20 protein-coding genes are annotated in these 23,360 nt (G+C 44.2%); 8 read left to right on the top strand and 12 right to left on the bottom strand.

The features are described 5' to 3' along the window. Positions 1-35: 35 nt before the first annotated feature. Complete coding sequence (locus HU143_RS22750; protein WP_000803860.1) at positions 36-203, bottom strand: hypothetical protein; 168 nt, start codon at positions 201-203, stop codon at positions 36-38. Positions 204-523: 320 nt separating this feature from the next. Between HU143_RS22750 and HU143_RS22745 the strand changes: the two genes are divergently transcribed. The 5 genes from HU143_RS22745 (at position 524) to HU143_RS22725 (ending at position 6,004) form a co-directional block, all read left to right on the top strand. Continuing rightward, entirely contained in the window at positions 524-1,288 is a 765-nt protein-coding gene (locus tag HU143_RS22745; RefSeq protein WP_000277497.1) for a hypothetical protein, read from the top strand. Positions 1,289-1,368: 80 nt separating this feature from the next. Next, complete coding sequence (locus tag HU143_RS22740) at positions 1,369-2,130, top strand: methyltransferase (protein WP_001167416.1); 762 nt, start codon at positions 1,369-1,371, stop codon at positions 2,128-2,130. A gap of 93 nt (positions 2,131-2,223) precedes the next feature. Continuing rightward, complete coding sequence (locus tag HU143_RS22735; RefSeq protein WP_000149861.1) at positions 2,224-2,487, top strand: hypothetical protein; 264 nt, start codon at positions 2,224-2,226, stop codon at positions 2,485-2,487. Positions 2,488-2,507: 20 nt separating this feature from the next. Beyond that, entirely contained in the window at positions 2,508-3,119 is a 612-nt protein-coding gene (locus tag HU143_RS22730) for a hypothetical protein (protein ID WP_001572415.1), read from the top strand. Positions 3,120-3,583: 464 nt separating this feature from the next. After that, positions 3,584-6,004: an Ig-like domain-containing protein gene (locus HU143_RS22725; protein ID WP_000681217.1), complete on the top strand. Its 2,421-nt coding sequence runs from the start codon at positions 3,584-3,586 to the stop codon at positions 6,002-6,004. A gap of 1,997 nt (positions 6,005-8,001) precedes the next feature. Here HU143_RS22725 and repHI2 read toward each other — a convergent pair. Together repHI2 and HU143_RS22715 are read right to left on the bottom strand one after the other, a co-directional pair. Then, positions 8,002-9,090, bottom strand: coding sequence for an IncHI-type plasmid replication initiator protein RepHI2 (gene repHI2 / locus HU143_RS22720; RefSeq protein WP_000159529.1), 1,089 nt, complete (start codon positions 9,088-9,090; stop codon positions 8,002-8,004). Positions 9,091-10,197: 1,107 nt separating this feature from the next. Next, entirely contained in the window at positions 10,198-12,654 is a 2,457-nt protein-coding gene (locus tag HU143_RS22715; RefSeq protein ID WP_001572417.1) for an Ig-like domain-containing protein, read from the bottom strand. Between the two features lie 494 nt (positions 12,655-13,148). Here HU143_RS22715 and HU143_RS22710 point away from each other — a divergent pair. Together HU143_RS22710 and HU143_RS22705 are read left to right on the top strand one after the other, a co-directional pair. Continuing rightward, a protein-coding gene (locus tag HU143_RS22710; protein WP_152919722.1) for an IS3 family transposase occupies positions 13,149-14,377 on the top strand; the annotation gives its coding sequence in 2 pieces (ribosomal slippage) (positions 13,149-13,464 and positions 13,464-14,377; 1,230 coding nt in all). A 15-nt stretch (positions 14,378-14,392) separates the two neighbouring features. Then, the gene (locus HU143_RS22705) at positions 14,393-14,989 is read left to right on the top strand and encodes a hypothetical protein (protein ID WP_046788420.1); all 597 of its coding nucleotides are present in this window, start codon (positions 14,393-14,395) and stop codon (positions 14,987-14,989) included. 57 nt (positions 14,990-15,046) lie between these two features. Here HU143_RS22705 and HU143_RS22700 read toward each other — a convergent pair whose 3' ends face one another. The 5 genes from HU143_RS22700 to HU143_RS22680 form a co-directional block, all read right to left on the bottom strand. After that, the gene (locus HU143_RS22700) at positions 15,047-15,328 is read right to left on the bottom strand and encodes a hypothetical protein (RefSeq protein WP_000535422.1); all 282 of its coding nucleotides are present in this window, start codon (positions 15,326-15,328) and stop codon (positions 15,047-15,049) included. Next, on the bottom strand, positions 15,309-15,758 hold the full coding sequence (locus HU143_RS22695; protein WP_094875903.1) for a hypothetical protein: 450 nt from the start codon (positions 15,756-15,758) through the stop codon (positions 15,309-15,311). The genes HU143_RS22700 and HU143_RS22695 overlap by 20 nt, the downstream gene beginning before the upstream one ends. Positions 15,759-15,818: 60 nt before the next feature. Continuing rightward, positions 15,819-15,995 carry a hypothetical protein gene (locus HU143_RS22690; protein WP_000070863.1) on the bottom strand — a complete coding sequence of 59 codons (177 nt, stop codon included), beginning with the start codon at positions 15,993-15,995 and terminating at the stop codon, positions 15,819-15,821. Further along, a complete protein-coding gene (locus HU143_RS22685) occupies positions 15,992-17,683 on the bottom strand; it encodes a DUF4942 domain-containing protein (RefSeq protein ID WP_042634269.1) in 1,692 nt (563 codons plus the stop codon). The genes HU143_RS22690 and HU143_RS22685 overlap by 4 nt, the downstream gene beginning before the upstream one ends. 247 nt (positions 17,684-17,930) lie before the next feature. Continuing rightward, positions 17,931-19,094: a hypothetical protein gene (locus HU143_RS22680; RefSeq protein ID WP_000114859.1), complete on the bottom strand. Its 1,164-nt coding sequence runs from the start codon at positions 19,092-19,094 to the stop codon at positions 17,931-17,933. A 369-nt stretch (positions 19,095-19,463) separates the two neighbouring features. On the opposite strand from HU143_RS22680, the gene HU143_RS22675 reads away from it, so the two are divergent. Beyond that, on the top strand, positions 19,464-20,276 hold the full coding sequence (locus tag HU143_RS22675; protein WP_001121575.1) for a DNA adenine methylase: 813 nt from the start codon (positions 19,464-19,466) through the stop codon (positions 20,274-20,276). A gap of 8 nt (positions 20,277-20,284) precedes the next feature. On the opposite strand, the gene HU143_RS22670 is transcribed toward HU143_RS22675, so the two are convergent. From HU143_RS22670 to HU143_RS22655, 4 genes are all read right to left on the bottom strand, one after another. After that, positions 20,285-21,118: a hypothetical protein gene (locus HU143_RS22670; RefSeq protein WP_001426339.1), complete on the bottom strand. Its 834-nt coding sequence runs from the start codon at positions 21,116-21,118 to the stop codon at positions 20,285-20,287. A 255-nt stretch (positions 21,119-21,373) separates the two neighbouring features. Continuing rightward, a complete protein-coding gene (locus tag HU143_RS22665; RefSeq protein ID WP_000838218.1) occupies positions 21,374-22,090 on the bottom strand; it encodes a zinc finger-like domain-containing protein in 717 nt (238 codons plus the stop codon). After that, positions 22,087-22,287: a hypothetical protein gene (locus HU143_RS22660; RefSeq protein WP_000594931.1), complete on the bottom strand. Its 201-nt coding sequence runs from the start codon at positions 22,285-22,287 to the stop codon at positions 22,087-22,089. Before HU143_RS22660 ends, HU143_RS22665 begins: the two co-directional genes overlap by 4 nt. Before the next feature lie 17 nt (positions 22,288-22,304). Next, positions 22,305-23,360, bottom strand: coding sequence for a hypothetical protein (locus tag HU143_RS22655; protein ID WP_001065779.1), 1,056 nt, complete (start codon positions 23,358-23,360; stop codon positions 22,305-22,307).

Here is a 23,360-nt window from a genome sequence, read left to right as displayed (position 1 = left end):
CAGTGTTCGAGATCTTTTCGGGAAAATAGCTAATTTTAATGTTTTTCTTTTCTGCCCGGCGGGACCTGTTTTGTTCCATTTTTATCAGTGAATGTAATGAGACCGATTCGTCCACTGTTAACAGTGTAAAAGCGAGGTTGAAAGCCAGCTTTGAGAAGGTTTTCAATAGCTGAAAAAAAATCTTTTTTGAGCATTGGTTTCAAGATGGTTTTCCTTTTATGCCCGGTGCCGCCGGGACGGTGGCATTAAATATACGCCATGTAAGTAAATTAATTTTTACCCATTTGATTGTCAATACAAACAAAAAATAAACCATGTTTATTATTTTACCAGCGATGCTATTTTAAAGTCCGTCTAAAATAAAAAACCAAAAAGTTAAATTTGAAGCCATCCTTCCTAAATTCATTTCTTGCGCATATTAGCCCCTGCTTTAAGTATATAATTTTTGAAAAAGTTGTCTGGAGGTTATTAGCTCGTGCATCTGGATTGTTAATATAAAGCCAACACAGAAAAGGAAAACAAAATGTATAAATTAGTATCTCCTCGTGAACTGACTGAGATTATTACCGGTTTACTGCTTAAACCTGAACTCCTTGGTGAGCTGGACTCACCAGAAAAGCATCGGATGTTTATGGCAGATTTAGGCCGGGTGGTGGCAGAACATTGTGGAGGTCTGGTAAACAGCGTCGTCTTGCCAGGAGCTGAAGTTACAGTGCCGGATGGGTTACCGCTTAACGGCCAGCCAGTACGTTATCTCGGAATCAAAGAGAGCATCCCTCACCTCCTTGTAGAGCCTGATGCTTCCTTACCTTCGCTCGCTAAAAACGTCTGGATGTATGCAGATCCTGAAGGCTGGAAAGAACATTTTGGAGCTGAGGAAGACTGCCTTACTCATGAAATGATGCAGCTGTTCCGTAAAGGTATCCAGGCTCTTCAGAAGGAGCATGATACCCCTGAAATTAGCCTCACACTTCAGGACTGGCGCCTGGAGGAGGAAACACTGAGAGAAGAGGACAGTCAGGCCTATCAGGTCAGCGTTACCGGCCAACATAACATCCACTGTGAAGTTGTTAACAAGGAAGGTAACCCCTGTTTTGGTGTCATGTTCGAAATCGATCAGGGTGTGCCTGCCTTACACATCAACACCGGCGGGGATATGTTGCTCCACATTCATTGCGCCCATAACGGACTCGTTCTGACCCCTGATGCAAGCGGTCAGCGATTTGAGAAGGCTCCCGTTGACCGCTTCGCTTATAACAGCCCATCCCTGCTGTTGTCTGCCGACTAACCAAGGCCAAATCTGAATTGTCCTGTTTAAGTAACCAACCCGCTGCCGCCAGGCGGGTAAATCCTCTTAATGGAGTTTTAATGCAAATCTCAACTGAAGTTCTGAACGTCTTATCTCGCTGCCGTGCTGAAGGGAACTTTCTTTTCCTGGCCGACCAGCTCGACCGCAGCATTTATGTTAAGACAAACAAAGTGCTGGAAGCTGCCGGTGGCAAATGGAACCGAAAAGAGCAGGCACATATTTTTACGGCGGATGCAGCTGAGCGTATCGAGCAAATCATTCTGACAGGTTCGGTCGACATCCCACGTGATTTGTTCAATTTCTTCCCTACCCCTGAGAATTTAGTCACAGATATGGTTCTACGCGCTGAACCAGCTGCCGGGGAACGTGTTCTGGAGCCTGAGTTTGGTGATGGCCGCATTCTGAAAGCCTTAAAACTGGCGGCTCCGGATGCATTGATTACCGGGATCGAATTGAACGATGAGCGATTCCTTGCAGTGAAGAACGATAGTGTCCTTAGCACAGGGGCCGAGCTGGTGCATACCGACTTTCTTGGGTACCAGCCCGATGAAACTTTTGATGTTATCGTTATGAATCCACCATTCCTTAAACGCTCTGACGTTAAACATGTCATGCATGCCATCGCAATGCTCGCTAAGCGAGGTCGCTTACAGGCCATTCTGTCAGCTGGGGTATTGTTCCGGGAAGACACACTGACAAAAGCGCTCAGGGAGCGAGTCAAACAACTTGGCGGACAAATTTCGCCTCTTCCGGATGATACATTTAGGGAGTCCGGAACAAAGGTCAAAACAGCCCGCCTTGAAATTGATCTTCGCCGCTAACTGACAAGCAACCGGAAAGAAATCTTAATACGAGTAGCCGGTTAAAGTTACCTGACCGGCTTAACTGACTAAATCAATAAAGAGTGAACAGAAATGACGCATACTGCCGTTTCTCAGGCTAATAGTGCTTTGCAGCTACCCACGCTGGAGCATGTCTACGCACTTCTGAAAGCAAATTGTAAACCTGACCGCTTTGACGGGCGTGACGGACCCGTGTGGGGCCAGGAATACTCGTGGAATCTGGCAAAAGATCGCTTACAGGATCTGGAGAAATACGGTAAGGCATATGTCTCCCGTCATGAAGACCGTATGGGGGAAGGATTTAGTTTTGGTCCTGACCTGTTAATTATTCGCTAACGCTCTTAAGGCCTGATGATATGGTAAGCACAACTGGAAAAAATATGTTTTCAAAGCCTATGACCACTTTCACACCAGAACGTATTGAACAAATTTTGGAATTTTCCGAGGGTAGTAACCCAAGCGAAGCAATGAGTCTTAGAGCTGACGAAGTTGCTGTACTGGCACGTATTGGAAAGGCAGTTATGTCGATTGCGCCTGTTTATCAGTGCGAGTTTTGCCACCATGACGCAACCGGGCAACTTCAGTGGCACTGGGAAGATGTGAACAAAGCTTTTTATGATAAATACGATCCAGACAGACGCGGAAGACGTCGAATCCTCTATACCGCCCCGCCGATGCCTTTAGTTTCGGCTGACCTGCTTAACATGGCTTCATCTGCTATTGAAGACTTGCTCACTAACAAAGACAGAAGTGGTGCGGGAATGTGGAATGACATTCCAGAACAGCTACGACGCGCAGCAGAACTGGTAATGGATAATAGCCGGGCCGCTGAAATAGAAGCGATGCTGATGCGTCTTTATGTAGAATGTGACACCGGTGAGCGCAGAGGCAACGGCAGTCAATCTGGCGTAGCAATGCCTTCGTGGCAAACCGTTGAAGAGGCACGTGTGTTGCTGGGGGTGAAATGATGCAGTTCTCGCCAGGGCAGTTTGTAATTCACAACAAGAAGCGCCTTGCGGAACGAAGGTAGACGTACTGACTGAGGTTCACTCCCCTCTCGACTGGTGGCGTAATACCGCCAGGTTTTGATTCATATATGCCGTCCGTTAACGCATTTATATCTGTCATACCTAATTTATCCTGATTCTTTTTTACACAAAGTAAAAGCATCACTTAATGCGATATGTGGATGCCGATAGTTTCAGGCTAATGTTATAAGTTTTGCAATCGTTGCCAGTTTGGATACCACAGCAATGTCAGATGTAATTCCAAAAAGAAAGATTTACGTCCTGAACGCACAATAAGGTTTGTCGAAAGGCAAATTATAGATTTGTAATTTCGAGCACCATATGGAGAAGTTTTTTATACTTTTACGAACATAGTGACCTTTAGGAAAAGCTTAAAATAACACCAAACCTAAAGGGGAATAAGAATGAAACATCTCGCTTTTATTACTGCTGTAGCCGGACTCGGTATGTCTGTTCAGGCCCCAGCTCAGATATATGAATCGGCCTTTAAGGACACGAACGGTATTGAGATCCACGCCCCGTCTTCTCGTCTTATGCTTAATCCGGCATCACCGGTAACTTTGACACTTATTTCAGGTCTTGATCGTTTCGTTAATGTCAAAGTCACGAAAGACACTGGAACTGTCATTCTTAATACTACGACTACACGGACGGGTGTATCAGACCGACTAACAGCTGCTGACGGTAGTGAGTTCTACGGCAAAAAAGTAACTTTGCCTGCTTTGGGTGAAGGCAAATTTGTCGTTCAGATAAACGTGTTAGATCTCAATCAGAAGCCTGTAGCGACCTATAACTATAACTGGCTAATTGATGTCACCCCTCCAGCGGCAAATGCTCTTACCGCTAATACTGGTTCTGGCTCTACCGCTGGTGACGTGTGGAAGCTTGGATTAGAGGCAACGGGGCAGTATGACTTCACCTCTTCGGGCGTAAGTGATGCAAATGGTATTGATAAGGGCCTAATATATATTTACAGGCAGGACGGTAGCCTCTACAGCACTACACAGATGCAGTATGACGTATCCGGCCAAAAGATGTACCACACTTACTCTAAGAATTCAGTTAAGGGAACCGGAATACCAGACAGCAACCTGGATGAAGACTTTACTGCAAAAGTTGTTATCTTCGATAACGCAGGTAATAGCCGAACGCTGCCAACTCAAAAATTTCGCTACGACAACACGCTGGGTGAGATGACACTGTGGGCCGTTCATGATCCAAATACGTCTTCCAGCGTCGTACCCGGGGTTTCTAATTATCCGGCTTACAAAGCCGGTATGGTCGTTAACGAAAACCCTATTCGATTAGTCTACCGGATCCCAAAATCTAACTACCGTGCTTATTCAGAAGGTGGGCTTCAGTTCATCAATCAATATTCCGCCCCCAAAGAGATAGCTGTAGACAGCACTTATGCTTATGTTGAAATGACTCTTCCCTATGGCTCAATTAATGGGGATATGGCTCGTATGGCGAACTTTGGCCAGTGGGGAGGGTATTATCCGTCATACAGCCTCGTTCTAAACCCATCTGCAAACCAAACGCCTGCATTTGCGGGTACCTGGGTAGATTTCCTCGATGATAAGGGGAACTGGGTTAAGTGGAAGGATTTTGAGAGTGTGGCTTCATCACGACTGCCAATTAAAATTTCCCGACTTCGTTTTAACGTTGAAGCCCGGCCCTTTGCACAGGAGATCGGCGGTAAGGCGACCTGCACCATTCCGGCAGGAAAAACCTCGTGTGAAGCGCCTGAGACGTTTGATATGGCCTTGGGTACCCAGGGCTACAATAGAATCCTTTACTTCGTTCGCAGCATCAGCAATCCCATTTTGCGGTCTGAGCAATGGATTATGACACGCTGGAACAATAAACAACTGCCGGTAATAAACTCGATATCATATGACGAGACTAACAAGCAGCTGGATGTACTGGCGTCACTTGAAGGCGATGGTAACTGGTTCGACTCGGTCTCATTGAGGGAATTTTATCTTTCCGATAAGAACACCGGTACCCGGATGTCACCAACAGGCGTAATCAAATCTCGTATCTCAGGTAACTACACGATTGCTTATGATTTATCCCGTCAGTCTGAAGGAAAATACAACGTTGAGGTCAACATCAGGGACTTCTTCCAGAACCAGACCAATAAAACTTTCGGAGAAATTGCTCTGGATAACACTCCTCCGACAGTGGCCATAACATTCGACGGAAAGCCGGTAAAAGACGATACGGTAGTGTACGGCCTGGAGAACCTCAGGATCGCTCTGGCAGATAATCTGACAACCCCGAGGATAACCCGTCTTCAGCTCGTAGGTGGCCCCACAGCTGATAACGTTGAGCTTACGTGGTCACCGGCAGGCAAAGATACATACATGCCTGAGTATCCGAGGCTGTTCCCAAATTTCGAACCATCTGAAAATTATTCAATTAGCGTAACAGTTGCCGATAGTCAGTCGAATACCAAAACCTATACTCAGAAGTTCAGTTATCTACCGAATAACCTTGTGCAGTTACATAATCTACGCACATTGTCGGTCAGTTCACCTCTCAAAACGACAGATGGCGTACCACTTGCGTACCTGTCCACTAACGTTCTGCGTAAGACAAATGGAGAAATTGCTAAAGGGGTCCAGAACGCAACGCTGACTGTGCGGAAGGATGCAGCCTTCGGTATTAAATTTAATGGGGCACAGGCGGCTCCAGGCGAGTCAGTTGAGGTGCAAATAGATATGGGCCAGGGGGATAATCTTCTGTTACCCGTTTATCCTTCCGAAAATGGGAAAGTTGGCACCTCAGAATTCATGATTCAGATCGACGAGTTGAAGTAACTACCCGGAGCCGACAGTAAAACTGACGGCTTCAATTTTACTGCCCTCCTCGACTCCGATCAGCCAGTACGTCTTCAGAGATTCGCAAGGAAGAACCGAAAGAAAAGTTACTTTAATCGTACGTTTCCAGCGATGCTTTCAAAAGACAATGCATACTCGTTGATTACGACAATGGGAGTGAGTGTCGAACCCCTTGAGTAAGGATACCTGGTAAATATACAGCCCCGGGGATTCTCTTCCTTCAACCGGGGATGACAACGGGAGTGAGTCCGGCAACTCACACCTGTTGTCACTTCTCTGACATATCGTCATACGAGCTTACTCAAGCGCATCCACAAAGATGGGATCGTTTTGAATCTAAACTGGTACTGGTTAGCCAGTCACTTGCATCTACTCCCCCGTCGATATTTAAGTGACAATTGTAGTGATCTGCAATACTGGTGTCTCAGAAACACTGACGACGGTAGAGACTCAATACCCTAACCCCTGACAACAGAAGTGAGCTTAGAGGTGTTACGCTGCTGTCACCTAATGCTTGGGAATTGCCTGACTCACAACCATTGTCATCCGGAGCTACTGATTAACGTTGAACCGCTGGACTTTAATGACAGTGGTAGTGATGGATAGGCTCATTTCCATTGTCGTCATTTTATCGGACAAGCCTCTTCGTCCTACAGGTTTAAGCTGACAATGGTAGTGATTGGATGATCTCACTACTGTTGTCACTCAGTTCTTTGAGCGGACCCTTCCCTCGGTTGGTCGGCATTAACAACGGTAGTGACTCGATTGGCTCACTGCCATTGTCATCGTGTAAATGACGTACCTTATCAGCTCAGCTGAAAGCAATGACAACGGTAGTGACTCTAATTGCTCACTGCCATTGTCGTCGTGTCTATTGAGAGCCTTATCAGTGCACCTGAAAAGCAATGACAACGGTAGTGATTCTAATGGCTCACTACCGTTGTCACCGTGTGTATTGAGAGGATGGTCCACTTAACTGGACGTATATGACAATGGTAGTGACTTTAATAGCTCACTACCATTGTCGGTGTGTGAATTGAGAGGATGAGCAGCTCAGCTGTACGTCCATGACAATGGTAATGACTTAATGAGCTCACTACCGTTGTCACCCTGTTAATTAAGAGGCTCATCTGCTCTTCTGGAAGGCTATGACAACGGAAGTGACTTGCTGGGCTCACTGCCATTGTCGCCGTATGAATTGAGAGGATCATCCGCTCTTCTGGATGGCAATGACAACGGTAATGACTTAATAGGCTCACTACCATTGTCACCCTGTGAATTGAGAGGATGATCTGCTTAACCAGACGGCCATGACAACGGTAGTGACTTTCTGGGCTCAATACCGTTGTCACCCTGTGAGTTAAGAGGTTGACCCGCTCTACTGGACGGCCATGACAACGGTAGTCACTTTCTGGGCTCACTACCGTTGTCGCCATATAGAATGAGAGGAGCATCAGCTCAACTGAACGGCAATGACTACAGTAATGAGCTGGATGAAGCATAACCATTGACATCTGGCCCAACCGGAAGCCGTATTCGCCAATCCAATCGAGATTCACAATGGCCGTGACTCGCCGCATTAAGTTCCGGTGTCCTCCCAAAGCTGAACGCACACTCGGAGGACAATGACAATGCCAGTAAGGTACACATCATTACCATTGTCACTATAGCTACCAGAGAAGCCGGGATTTGAATGTCGATGGTAGTGAGTGGGTCAACTCACTGCCATTGTCACCCCGTTACGATATTTTCCGTTGGATGTACTGGCCAATGAAGTAAAGCGTAGAAACCGGGTGTTAACAGGTGACTCAGGAGAAAGCGTTGAATTTCGCAATCTCGATCTACATAGGGTGGTAGAGAACAATGACAACGGTAATGACTTTTGACTCATTACCGTTGACGTGAAAGAGCGGGCTGGGACTAACGAAAATCGAAGAAGTAATTTAGCACCCGGAGCCTAAACCGCCGGGTTAACTTTAGCTGGCGTTGCTGTTCTTTTTCTGGCTTCGAAGACTACGAATATAGCGCAGTTCTTCAGCGGTTAAATCATGGACGGTAAGAACATCATCGCCGTCAATCGGGTCAGCTGGTGGGCATAACTCACCTTCTAAAACAGAAGACCCTGAGTTCTCTTCTTCATCTTCAACCACTTCTAAAGGAGGCTGAGTATTGTTCAAATTCAGATCGGGATCCCGCTTATGAATCTGGAAGTATACTTTTCCGTCTTTCTTAATTTCGGTGTACTTGAGGTATCCTATCGATGCCAACTCTTCAAGAGCCTTTCTCACGGTAGCATTCTGACTATTTGCTCGTGTTTTGAGGTTCAGACGATTTTTCAGCCGAGTAAGGGATATCGGTATAGGATTTGGCGGTAATGACTCTATGAACGTATAGAGAGCCTGGGCGCTTTCCTTCTTGGCCAACTCCTTAATTGCCTTCAGCTGCATCAAAACCTTATGATCGTATTGATAGAGCTCGAAAATCTTAGGATCAACCTGAAGGACAACCTGATCTGATTCCGGGTCTAACAGGGCAGACTGTACCAGATGCGTTGTATAGACTTTGGACGAGTTATTACTGGTGAACGACAAGGTAACGGATGCTAACCTGCGTAAGGAGGCGTCTATACGTTTTCTGGACGCTGTAGATGAGCGATAATTTTCAGGCGTACATAGCTTGAGGAATTCAGTGAATTTTAAGCTTATCGTGTCATTGTTAATCGGATGATTGGCATAGGTTCGAATGATGCCCATCCACGTCTTAAAATCTACTGACATATTAAGACGCTCACCGACAATTGAAATATTGGTGAACCCCTCGCTCTCCATTAAAGAGAGCGTCTGTAACTCTTTCGTTGCGTCAAAGCCAACCGTTTTATATTCCCGATTTTGACGCCCCACACTCTTTGGTGATGGGACGAACAGCCCGAGCCGCATCAAAGCAATAGACTGCACCGTACGGTTGCTGTTAGGACGCAAAATGATGTCTTTACCTGATTCTTTCTCTCTAACAGAGAAAGCCCTGGTGACCAGGTCCTGCTGCTCAGTATCTTTCTCTTTAGTCATAATAAGTTATCACTGAATGTGTAAACAGATTGGTGAATAGTAAGCCCCAGCGAACTCTATGTCACTGGATGGATCATTGTGATGATCCATATCTGTGCATAAGTTCTACCTAAAAAAACGACTCCACTCATTAAAACTTGGCAAAAACTCTTTGCATACAATGACCTGCAACTCTTATCAACAACGGATCAGATCAAGTTAAAAAGATCTAATGAAAAGTCACTACTATTGTCGCTCTGATCACTACTGATGTCAAAAAACTCATTACCAACGTTATAATAATCACTACTAATGTCAAAATAATCACTACTGTTGTCACTGATCACGTCTCAGGCCTTGTGCCGTCTGGCCTGGAGGCAGCGGGGATCTCTTTTGATCTATCAGGAACACTAAGGTACTAATTATTGGAACTACCTTGTGGAAAATGGGGATAAATAAATGCTTAGTTCTTATACAGGTCTCAACTTGCCTCCCTGATAAAAACTGTCGTCAAAGCTAAATCACAGCCACAGGCATTTTCGGTGGATAAATTTTTGAGAAATAGAAGCATACATGCAGACTCGTGTCGCAAGTAATTGAAAGTAATGATTTATTTAAATAATGCGAGTCACCTTACCTCACAGTGGAAGTTTAAGTCTAACCTCACTACCATTGTCACTTAAAATCATTACCAACGTCGAAATAGTCTCTACCATTGTCTTTTAAGTCACTCCCGTTGTCACTTATGTCGCTACTGTTGTCAGTGACAATGCTCCAGCCCAGTAACCATGCGGCCTACAGCGTACCGGGATCTTCTTTGTACTCTCTGGCACCTTTGGGATCATTTATTGGATCTACATGAGGGATAAAATCTTTTGACGATTTCGTAGTGCAGTTATACCAGCGACTTAGCAAGACAAAAGCTGCAATTTAGTGACGAGTTACTAGTCTGCCCAACAAGAGCAATGCAGAGAAGATATGTGGTGAAATGACCATGGTAGTGAGTCTAATCACTACCATGGTCCGCAGTAAGCGTTACTTACGCAATGAACGTCGGACTGATTTGCAACAACATGGGCTACGGCGCATCAGAAGGCGGCCGTTGTGCTTCAGCAAAACAGCCCTGCTTTATTTTAATTCTTCAATGTTAATCATGAACTCAGATCTGCCAGTAAGGCCGGATACAGCAGGGAAAATAGGAAAGCTACGGCTGTCCCCGAGCCCCAAATCCAGTTGAAGCTCTTTGCTTTCACCTGGCATCGCAGAAACGCCATTTACAGTCACGCCGAATGCAGCGTCCTTACGGACAGTAAGCACTGCGTCCTGAAGCCCTGTAGCGATTGAACCATCCTTTTTACGCAGCTGGCTGGCATACAGAACAGCCAGAGCAGTATTGTCAGATGTTTTGAGAGAAGCATTGACAGCTAAGGTTTTCAGATTCTCTAGCCTGACGAGATTGTTTGGAAGGTAGTTAAATTCGACTGAGCTTTCTTTAACGTTGTTCATCTCATCTTTGGCCTGAACTGTGAGAGTGTATGTTTCGCCTTCATTAAGAGACGGAAAGATCTTGGGATAATTAGGTGCATACAGGTTGTTTCCCAGATTCACCCAAGACAATTCCACCGCATCAGAAACAGGGCCACCGCGAAGAGTCATACGGCTTAAGGATGGTTTAGTTAGAGCATCGGTGAGCTGTATACGGACGTTCTCCAGCCCATATACTGTTACGTTTTTGCTGATCGGTTTTCCTTCGTAGCTAATACTTACAGATGGTGCTGTATTATCAACGACAACTGTTTGATAAGGGAGGTTACCGGTATTGTTGAATGTATCTTGGGCATTAATCACCACGTTATAACTGCCTTCTGGTACCTCTTTCATGTTGAACTCATACGTGTAGTTCCCAGACGCCATATTTCTACCTGTTTGTTTGCCGGTTACGCTTATTTCTGCGTTGTTACGGTTTTTATCTGACAACCAAACTCGATTTACATAAACATGGTCGAAATATGAACCATCTCCAGGTTGATTCACGTAAACCTGGAGAATGTTGGTGGTTTCATTGTAATCAAATCCAGTGACGGAGGGACCCAGTGTATGCCAGGCTATATTCTCCCATATAGGGGCAAAGAAGGTTGCTTCGGTGGTTGACCTTACTTCATAGCCACTATGAAGATAACCGGTAGTGCCATTTATAATATCCTGGGGCAAAGAGACGGTACAGGTTGTTGAGCCAGCTGGAATACTGCATGTTGCTCCGCCAGTGATTTTTTGATCATATGGCCTGGCCTGTACATTGAATCGGATATTAGTAAGTTTTATAGGCATATCAGATGCCTTGAACAGGTTCCAGTTTACGCTGTTGAACCATGTTCCATCAGCCTTTTGTCGTTCTATGGGTGAACTTCCCCAAGCCGGACTCTTTACAGAGGCAGGATCCCAGTTGAGCCAGCTGGCATACTGACCAAGATCTCCTCCAGACCATTGATATGTATTCACAGGTCTATAGTAGTTTCCATCTAAGGCACCCTGTGGCAGCTTAACTTCCACGTAGACATAGGTGGCATCTTCGGAAAGGACCTGTACTCCGCCATAGTTATTGGTAATGCTCATGCCACCATTTCGATATGGCTTCCAGTTAGTTCTTGGGATACGTATAACCAACTTGTAGGGGTTTTCCAGCACTGTAAGGCCTCGTTTAAACGGGACGTATCCCGAAGAAATGCCGGGTACAACACTGGTGCTTACACGTGAGTCATGAACTGCAAATGGCGTAAATTCTCCCATTTGATCGTCATATAAAAACCGCTGGGGAGGAATGTTAAGCGTATTTCCTGCCAGGTCCGTAACGATGAAATTGAAGGTGAATTCTTCATCAAGATCACTTGAGGGCATGCCAGCCTGGGTGTTCATATCTTTAATCCACGGATAGAACGCACGTTTATTGGCTGTGTCATAACTCAGGTTATTGTCGGAGACCACAGAACCATTACTTCGTTTAATGACAAGACGGATCTTGTCAATTCCACTAGCATCCTCAATACCGTCTGCAAATATAGAAAACTGGCCACTACCGCCTCGGCCCAACTCCCAAAGTGGCCCAGAAAGTACCATGTCGTAACCTGCGTTTTGACTCGGATAAATACTCTTATAGCGTGGAGGAGTTGTATCAACGATGAAATGATAAGTAGATGTGCTCACTACAGTCTGGCGAATATCCAGAGTTTCATTGACTACAGTAAAGGTCCCTTCTCCGAGCGCCGGTAGAACCATATCCTTTCCATAGTATTCTGTTCCATCGGCAGCAACGATACGATCTGCAACGCTCGTTTTGGTCGAGACGGAGGAATACATAACCTTTTTATCGCTGTCTCGTGTGACCGTCACTCGCTCGTACCGATCAAGACCCGATATCAAGTTCAGAGTCAAAACACCAGCGGGATTAAGATATGTTTGTGTTGCAGGTTTGATATTCCGAACAGCCTTATTGGTATCTGTAAATGAGTAGCTAAATACCTGAGCATGTGCCGAAGATACAGTAGCAAGGGCAGTTGCAACCATGCAGCCAATTAGAGTTTTACGCATATGATGCTCCGGGAATAGGTTATAGCCTTATTCTACGGATTCAGCCTACAAGGTCCGGTCGGATAAAGTGATAATTTGCCTGTTAAAAGAGACATCAAGTGAGAAAGCAACCAACGTACAGAATGCAAAATGGCGGCAGTGCATCTGGATGACGCAAAAGTAACTTTTTGTATCCACTTTTTTGGATTTTAGCCTTCAAAATGAGTATTCAACCAATCATAAAAGTAACTTTTGATAGACGCTGCTCCTTTATGTTTGCCAATTGTGCTGATATGTTTGTAAATTCAAGGAAGCGAGATTTTAAAAGCATCTGTTGAGTCAAATTTATGTAAAATAACAGGGAAACCATCACTTCTAGGTTGAGGAAACCCAATGTTATACATGCTCTTATGCTGTTTTCTGATAGACTGGCCCCCTGAATCTCCAGACAACCAATATCACTTAAATAAGTGATAGTCTTAATACTAGTTTTTAGACTAGTCATTGGAGAGCAGATGATTGATGTCTTAGGACCGGAGAAACGCAGACGGCGTACTACACAGGAAAAGATCGCTATTGTTCAGCAGAGCTTTGAACCGGGAATGACGGTCTCCCTTGTTGCCCGGCAACACGGTGTGGCAGCCAGCCAGTTATTTCTCTGGCGCAAGCAATACCAGGAGGGAAGTCTTACTGCTGTGGCCGCAGGAGAACAGGTCGTTCCTGCCTCTGAACTTGCTGCTGCCATGAAGCAGATTAAAGAACTCCAGCGCCTGCTCGGCAAAAAAACGATGGAAAATGAACTCCTTAAAGAAGCCGTTGAATACGGGCGTGCAAAAAAGTGGATAGCGCACGCGCCCTTATTGCCCGGGGATGGGGAGTAAGCTTAGTCAGCCGTTGTCTCCGGGTGTCGCGTGCGCAGTTGCACGTCATTCTCAGACGAACCGATGACTGGAAAGATGGTCGCCGCAGCCGTCACTCAGATGATACGGATGTGCTTCTCCGTATACACCATGTTATCGGAGAGCTGCCCACGTATGGTTATCGTCGGGTATGGGCGCTGCTTCGCAGACAGGCCGAACTTGATGGTATGCCTGCTATCAATGCCAAACGTGTTTACCGGATCATGCGCCAGAATGCGCTGTTGCTTGAGCGAAAAACCGCTGTACCGCCATCGAAACGGGCACATACTGGCAAAGTGGCCGTGAAAGAAAGCAATCAACGATGGTGCTCTGACGGGTTCGAGTTCCGCTGTGATAACGGAGAAAAACTGCGAGTCACGTTCGCGCTGGACTGCTGTGACCGTGAGGCACTGCACTGGGCAGTCACTACGGGCGGCTTCGACAGTGAAACAGTACAGGACGTAATGCTGGGAGCGGTGGAACGCCGCTTCGGCAACGAGCTTCCGGCGTCTCCAGTAGAGTGGCTGACGGATAATGGTTCATGCTACCGGGCTAATGAAACACGGCAGTTTGCCCGGATGTTGGGGCTTGAACCGAAGAACACGGCGGTGCGGAGTCCGGAGAGTAACGGCATAGCAGAGAGCTTCGTGAAAACGATAAAGCGTGACTACATCAGTATCATGCCTAAACCAGACGGGTTAACGGCAGCAAAGAACCTTGCAGAGGCGTTCGAGCATTATAACGAATGGCATCCGCATAGTGCACTGGGTTATCGCTCGCCACGGGAATATCTACGGCAGCGGGCCAGTAATGGGTTAAGTGATAACAGGTGTCTGGAAATATAGGGGCAAATCCATCTGATGCTCAACAGTACATTCGTTATGTTCAGAGCAATGTCTGCAATAAGTAAAGGATCCGCTAAAGAAAACCGGTCTGAAATATCGCTGATAGTCCTAGCAACACTTGGAATCGCATCACCATTCATTGTCGCAATGATTACTATTAATGAAAGTATGACATCTAAAACAGTAACAGATTTTTCTTTGGGTGCTCAGTGGTACGGAATGGTTTCAGCGGTAGCGCTAATGGGGTTATATGCTCGACGCGTTTGGAAAGAGAAGAAGTCCTTATTTACTGGCGCTTTCCTGGCCTCTTCCTTAATGGCCTTTATTTTTACTGACAGCCTTGTTTTCGTATCCCAGAAGGACACCGGCGTTCTGGCTACTTTCGTACTCGATAAAAACGCTGGAGATATTGATTGTAGTCGCCCGGCTATGATTGTCCATTACAGTAAAGGTGTTCCAACGGACTGGCGTTGCCCAACCAGTATCATGTTGATGGCGTATTCTTCATATCCTTTTTTACCCTGGCCTGAGTATAGCCATGGTACCAGCCAGTCTCTTACGGTTGTTATTGATACATTTATGGAAAACGCTGTTAATCTCAGCCAAAAATAAAAAATAAACCTCACTAGTGAGAGGTTTTATAAACCTGAGCCACCAATCTAATTAACTCTATATTTTTGTTTTAGCTTTTTTAAAGATAGACTTACCGAATAAAACAGCAATTATAGAGCAAAGGCCTGGCGTTAGGACAAAAGCTAATAATGCACTGCCAAAACTTGTCATTTCAGGCACCAGGAACCAGCTGATAGGCCACGTCAGGGCTGGTAAATTTAGCGGATCATAAAGCGCATGTAGAGCGCTTAACACACAGTAAAGTGCTAAAAAGCAAACTAGATAAACAACGATCCACATTTTAATTTGCTCAGCAATTTCAAATTTTGGACTGCCCATGCTTTACCTCAGTGGCTGAATATTGATGGTTAATATCTTTAATCACCCGTAAGCACTTAGTGCATACCTTAGTTCGATTTGTCTGCTTGTCCAGAGTGTATTTAACTTCAAGTTGACCTCCAGCATTAAGCAAAGTGAGCATCTCATCTTCTAACACGCTTCGGTAAATGGTCTTGGCCGAGAGTGTGCCCGGTAACGAGTACTCAACATAATTGTTTGAAACTCTTACCGATTTAGGGATTTTACCACTGAGCTGGGTTTCATTCGTTGAAGGCATTACAGTTACTTTAATCACAGTTGCCGGTGACCAGAAATCCTGATAACGCACTTTATGAATTTTATCAGCTCTAAGGCCTAACCACACATTTCCGGCGATAAGAACAATAAGCAATCCATAAACTGATCGTCGAATGTTACGCCTTTTAATCACAATGTCCCCCATCCCTCAAATATCATTCTAAATAACTGCACCAGGATATCATGAGCGTAATTAATAGAATTCTTCATAACCGGGGTTTTCAGTTGAGTTTGCGGACTCTTTACTTTGCGGTTTCTCACCCTCTAGTTGAGTATCCCTGACAGGCTTGGATTTACCCATGCTCCTCTGAAAGGTATCCATAACAAACTCAATATCTTCTTCTGGCAGGCTGGTGGGTTGGTTGCTCATAGGACTTCCTCTTGTTGAATACGTTCGGCGTACAGGATGCGAACCGAAACGGTCGTGTTTTCAAACTCGTTCTCAAAAACGTCCATCCATTCCGTCCGGAATTCTTCCCCCAAAAGGTTATCGAGCCCCTGAAGAGATAATGGAAGAACGGCTGCTAGAGATCCCCCGGCTGCGAGATGAGATGCAGCTGCCTGGAGATGCAGCCTGGCCCGGTTATCGGCAAAAGGTGGGTTCATCACGACATAATCAAACTTCTTCTGTTGATTAGACTTAGACCATGTGAGGAAGTCAGCTTCTGTCGTATCGTATCCCTTAGCCCGGGAGATAAGGCAATTCAAAGTATCAAGCTCGATGCCAGTAACGATCACACCGGCAGGGAATGATTTAAGCAAATCCGCATGGCCAATATTAGGCTCCAGGAGGGTATCCCCTTCCCCTGCACCAAGCAGGGAAGATACATATTCGCTGATTCGGCAAGATGAAGGGTAAAACTGATGCGATACAATATCAGGCATCTCCCCTATCTGGCCGATGTAACGAATAACCTCACACGGATCATAGGAAAATGTCACATCGTATTTTGTTACTGTTGCCCCTAAGAACCGAAGGGTGTCAGCGGCAACACTCGAAGATTTGCGTTCGGCGAGAGACCCTAAAGATGTCCAGCAACTCCATTTATTGTCCCCGTCATTTTTAAACATCAGTTCAGAAAGCTGCATCCGGGTATCAAAGTCGATGCACTGCTTAAGTACAGGGAATGCCTCCAAAGATTTCTTGCTATGAGCCATACGGTCGGCAGGTAATGCCAGCGGTACGATAGCTGATAAAATATTGTTAAGCCGCTCGGCGATATCAGGGTGGACGTCAATATGCATTGATCCATTTTTGTAAACCCTGAAACGAATACTGTTGCCATCGATGCAGATCCATTTTCTGAACCCCTCATGTTCGACCAACGCCTCAACCAATGATTTGGTGTTATGGATCGCCTTCACCTGTTCGCCACGGAAGAATGCGCATATAACGCGGAGCTCGCTCAGCGGTGAAATGCCAGACTCTTTAAAATCCACCCTTAATTTCTGCCAGGGGTATTTAGACGGCTCGCAAACTCCGGTAGTGATCATGCGGGTGGAGAACCCAAAAGCTTTGTTTGTCTTGTGACTGCGGCTCAGAGACTGGAAGACGTCGTAAACCCTTTCTTTAATAAATTGATTGCGGTCATTAAGCAAAGCAACGACTGTGCCCACTACAGCGTCAGCTGTGAAATCAGGGATCACCTGAGGCGGCATAATATAACGGTCGGCCGTAAACTGCTTATCCCATTCGTTACGTTTGGCATCCGACATGATAGGCAAAACATCAGTGAGTGCCATAACGCATTTCCAGTATTCTGATCTCAGAGCGTTTTCTGCGAACAAAGCATCCGCTTCTGAGATGCTGTGGTTGTAGCCTGAGAGATAAGAATAAAGTTTCTGGTGATTGTGGGTTTTGAACTGGACAGCCATGAGTTTCAACAAGCAGAGTTCATCATTATAGGACTCAACAAGATCCGCGATAATGCCGAGCTCTTTGCGCATATCTGGAAGAAATGTTTCAGGAGAGCTAACCACCAGGCTATGAGAGGTTGTTAAAGCCAGTACGCTGTGACCTGCATTATCGGGTTTAGCTTCAGAATCAAGAGATGACATTTTACCGGTCCTTTAGAAAAAACTTTTACCAGGATAGCAACGTCGCTCAGTAACCTAATAGGTTCAGTGACACGAAAAAGTTTTTTATGTCTCTGAATAAAACTTAAAGATGTCAACTCATAGAAAGAAGCAAAAAAAAAGCCCCGCATAAACGGGGCAAGAACGATACATGGAGGTTTAAAAAAGGCGGGCAAAAAGCCTGAATCCTTAATGACTCTGACAAAACCAGCACTTTGCCAAAAGTAAATTATTCTGCGTCCGGCTGTGGGTCAGTATCCTGATCGGTCTCTTCCCCTGCCTTCTTAGCATTTTTTTTACGTGGGTATTTTGGCTTCTCACCATTAAGTTTTGCCTGACGATTCTCCGCACGGCGAAGCTGCTTGTTCTCTGATTCTGTGATCTCTTTTGAAAGATTTCTCAACATCTCCAGAGTACTGCGGTTCAACGTAATGTTGATTTCTTCGTCAGCACTTGAATCTGTCAGCTCCGGCAATTCAATATCCCCCAGTTTCTGTAATAAGCTGGTGGTGATGAGTTTGACGCCTTCTACGGCTTTTGTGGCAATAACCGGCGGAATCCGTGCTGGCTTGAAGTCTGAAGGTCTGACTCGTACCTGACCATGTTGGGTTTTTTTCACCGTGATGCCATTCGCATCGGCCTGCTCAAGTTCTGCGATCATCTTCTTGATACGTGAAATTGCTTCTGTTTCGCCGAGCTCATCGATCAGTGAAAGCACGTTAACATACGAAATAGCGTCAGCATGAATCCATTTCTTGATAACAACAGAACAGGTTGTCAGGCGGATAAGAGAACTGATGGTCGTCGGGCTTTTATTTTCACGTTGAGCAATTCGTTCGAGTGACCAGCCAGCAAGAGAATGTAGGCGACGATAGGACTCGCCAAGCGCAACAGGAGAAAGCGCAAGACCACGGTTACCATCAATGGTCGCGAGCTCACAGCCAATTTCATCTTCTTTAATCTCAACGCAAAGGATTGTGATGTCATGATCTTCATCACATGCCATCATTGCGGCTTTTAAACGGCAGTGCCCCTGGCGAACAAAAGGTACCCCATCAATGACACGTACTCGGATAGGGTCTACATAGTCACCTCGAATGTAGGCATTCTTGATGTTGTAGATGTGTTCTTCAACCTCAGGGAGCTTATAGTAATCGTCACCCATTCCCATTTCGCGGGAGTTGAAGCCTGGCGTGACCTGAATTACTGAAGGGTGGATAGCCCATGCTTTCTGGTCACTTACTTCAGTACAAAGTTCAGGGTTTGCATCACGGAACTGTTTAAGCCCAGTGACGTAACGGCCTGTGCCAGTAACTACTGAAAAGGCAACATGGGCCGTTTTAAAGACCTTGTCATTAGCTTGCTGTGTAGGTTCTGTCAGTAAAACACTCATAGGGGCTCCGTTACATTTTTCTGCTTACTTTCTGCGTAGCGGGGATACTACCGAAAAAAAAATTCATAATTTTTCGCAAAAAAGGTACTTTTTGAGCCTATTCTGATTTTTTACAAAAAAAGGTGGCTCCCCATTACTTGTGATGGCATAAAAATCGCTTCATAAACAAATACATAAATCCAAAACATAAAGTTCAGGTATAAGTGAGGAAAAATCTTATAAATCCGAAATGCTGAAAGTCAAAACTGTGCGTCTTAAACAACTTTTTTTTGCTCCCTAAGTTATTAGTTAAAGCCCGTGGTTAGGTACGATACCAGCACCTAAATTTCTCTCTCAGGTATAGACACTTTGACTCGACATCTCAGACACATGCCGATAATCAAATGGGCTGGTGGAAAAACGAAACTGATGCCTTTCATCAGCCATCACTACCCACACGATCATAGTTGCCGGTGGGTAGAACCCTTTATAGGCGGTGGTGCCGTTTTTCTGAACATGTTTGCACAAAATGCATTGCTTGCAGATAGCAATCCAGACTTGATCAACCTATACAGGACTATTCAAAGACAGAAAACTAACTTTATAAATCAGGTCCAAAACTTGGCGGATAAAACCTTTGTCGAAAAGGACTACTATGAGATGAGGGACCGTTTCAACAAAACCTGTATTTCTGGTCAATCGCTTCAAAGAGCGGCTTTGTTTTACTCCCTGAATCGCCTGGGCTATAACGGTATGTGCCGCTATAACTCAGAAAGAATCTATTCAGTGCCGTGGGGGAAACATACAGAACTGAAGCTTGACCTCAATAAAATAGACTACCTTTCATTTCGTCTTTCAGGTATTGAACTGATCACCGCTGGTTTTGAGGAGACTCTGGCCGCAACCGGTGAAGGAGATCAGATTTACTGTGATCCGCCATATGACAAAACAAGCAAAACTAGTTTTGTCAGTTACGATGGTAAACCGTTCAGCCAAAGCGACCACGTGCTGTTAGCAAATATGCTCGTTGACGCTCACAGAAAAGGCGCTGCTGTTGCGATATCAAATAGCCTGACATCATTCACTTTGGGCCTCTATGAAGAGCGTGGATTCGTCATACACAGACTCAGCGCTTACCGATCCGTAGGAAGTAAGCCGAATACACGGAAAACGGAAACAGAAATACTGGCCGTGCTGAAATAGAGTAAATTCTAATCAACTAGGCTAATCCATTCCTCAAAAGTTAATACCTCAGGGTAAGTTCGTTGAACATAAGGTATAAACTGAAGCTCTTCTATTCTCCGGTCGCCCCTCTTTCCTTCGCAAATAAATGAAATGAGTCCTTGCTGAGAAAGGCCAGTAAGGACGCTCATAAGTCTTATATTTAGACTTTTAAGCTGTAAGTCGTTATTAATGTCCTCCACTTTATGAGAGCTCTGGCCTGAACGTTTAAGATACTCGTAAACCATGAAATTCGAATTTCGTCGTTTTAACAATTTTTCGGTTATGCATTCCTGAATGAAGTCGCCAAGAGCATCTAAAAGCGGACTGAGAACTACCGGGAAAGTTAATGTGTAACTTTGAGAAGTTTTAGACAAAGTGAATGAGTTTAGAAAGCTAAAGTTTAGTCTCTTTTTTGAATATGGAACATAAGCGACAAGAGTAGTCGACATAACAGTAAGTAAAGCTTCAAGATGGTTCACTGTTATTAAAGTGGTTTTATCTGTATTTCTAAGATTATGGAAATCAATAAACGCTACTCTTGAACGGCTAAGCCAATCTTGTACTTTAATGTCGATAGAAAATTGCGAGATATGATTTGAACATTCATTTTGGGTGATAGGGCATGCAGACGAAAGATGGTTATGGATTATCATGCATAGCACAAAAAAAGGAAAACGGCAGGCTGTGGGGCATTGAAAACCGGTTAAAGAAAGCTTAGACGTTTCATATGCGCTTACCGGAAAAGTAACTTTTCTTAACGTTGGCTTTGACGATGTTCTTGCATTTTTACAAATGAAACCGAGACCCAGATCATTGTGCATTTTAAAGTCCATCTCCATCATCACCTTTTAGCCTTAACTGTATGGTATTGGTATACAAAAAATTAAAATTATAATTAATAAGATTATCATTTTTTTACAATAGAAAAGGTTCTGATAGAGGGGAATTTAAATGTAAAAGATTTATACTCGCAGATCTTTATGAGGGATAAAACCCATTGCGTAAGCAACAATATTACGTGAGTGAGTCCTAACGACAGTTAAAGTCTTGGCTCTATATTTAAGCAGCAAAAACATTTAACTGTCTTGGAGTTTATTTAACTTAAAAACTGTTATTGCAGCATAATTTTTCGAATCAAATTCATAGAATTTTCTGACTTTTCCAGTCAAATGATAACGTTCACCCAATAAAATGTGATCCTGTTTATCGGCCGTTAAAGCGATCCCGTCATTTCTAACTTTACCAGTAAATGTAAAAAAATAACTCCCTTTACTTTTTGCGTACGCGGCCCTGACTTCAGTAAATGTTAGTTCAATGCTTATGACCTGGCCGATATTGTAGCTATGTTTTAAAATTTCTTGTTCATTTTCCGGAGTTTCAGACAACATCACATCAAAAGTTGTAAAGAAACAATCCAGCTGGCGTTCTGTCAAGAAACGGTTATTGTCTAATTGCGCCAATATACTATTAGAAAACTTAGTGTTAGCCTTTTTTGCTTTCTCAATAAGGACGTGGTTTCTGGATTTCCATGCTTCGAGTGTTGGGTTAACACGCAGTTCCGGAATGTTATCGAGAAAGGTAATTGGCTCTAGTGCCACTAATTTTTCAATAATGGGTCCAACTGTTTGTACCCCATGACACTTTTCACATAAATCAGCCCCTTTGTGGCCTGTGCCCGCACATTCGTTACATTCTCTTTCGATAGGTGCATAATAATTTCCATCTCCGTTAAGTGATACATTCACTGAGGCTGGTACCATATGACCATCAAGAGTAAAGAAAAGAGATTTCATTTTCGAAACACCTCCAAACGTGCCTCTACGATTGCTACAGCTTCTTTCACAGTTTTTTCATAGTGGTCATGCCCTTCAGGAAATTGATCAAAACGTTTACCGTGTTCTAACTCTTCCATGTTGCGTTTAAGGACTTCATGAGTTAGAAGCAAATCACTATAATTATCGATAAGAGTCAGCTTTATAGGTTTAATCACTCAACTAATCCTCGTTTTTAATATTCCTTAAGGAGATCTCGAATTTCCAGAAGCTCTTCTAATTTTGGTTTAGAAACAATGATTGCTGTATTTTCGTCGTTAAGTAAAGACAATAAAATATTTAGCTTTTCATCATTCAAGATTATTTGAACACCATCATTGGAAAATATTACATTATTACTATTAACATTTTTGAACAAGTGTGCACTATCTCTACCAAATTTTAGTTCTGTTTGAGTATTCGTTATAGATTCCGTATGTGTACTTTCCACAAGCTCAAGAAATTCAGATTTTAGCCGTTCTGTTTTCTTATGCGAGAGGCGCTTAATACCCAAAGTCTTACGAGTGACTGCCGAATTTTTCTTTTCTGGTCCGCCTTTATTTAAGGTGTCTGGTCCTGCTCCAGCTGCATTGTGTTCAGGTATGCCTACAATTTTGCTCGTTGTAGTCTCAATATTCTTAACGCCAGGTAAGAAACCTTCTATATGTTTTAAAACCATTTTGTGATCGTTGGAATATTTTAACATTATTTCAATGGCGAGCGTTTTTTTGATTAGATTTAGGCTAATCAAACGTTGAAGCTCTAATGGCATATCAAGGATTTTTAGCATATTACGAATTGCGGTAGTTGATCGTTGATATCGCATTGCTAGTTCTTCAACCGAATACCCGAGACTAACAGCATGAGCTAATGCATGAGCTTGCCCAACCGGATTTAGCCCATTGCTTCTGTTACCATCGAGGTTCTCAAGGTATTCTTCAATTTCGTTTTTATAATCGATTAGGATAACAGATAATTTTGGAATATTAGCACCTTCAGAAATTGCTAATTTTAAGCCATGAAAACGAGTATGACCTTGACGAACTAAATATTTACCTTTTCTTTTTACGACCTTGATCATATCAACCTGCCTTCCTTCCTTAAAGGCTTGTTTGATTGACACAATCATCGACTTGACAGGTTCTTGTTCGTAACACAAATCTCCGATTACCGCCTCTCGGGGATTAAATCCCTTTTCAATTTCAACTAGATTAGTATCCACTTCAATGACTGTATGTTTGCTGTTGTTCAT

The sequence above is a fragment of the Salmonella sp. SJTUF14076 genome (genome assembly GCF_015534835.1).
GTDB lineage: Bacteria > Pseudomonadota > Gammaproteobacteria > Enterobacterales > Enterobacteriaceae > Salmonella > Salmonella enterica.
Note: the sequence above shows the minus strand (reverse complement) of the source record. Positions and strands in the feature narration are given on the sequence as shown.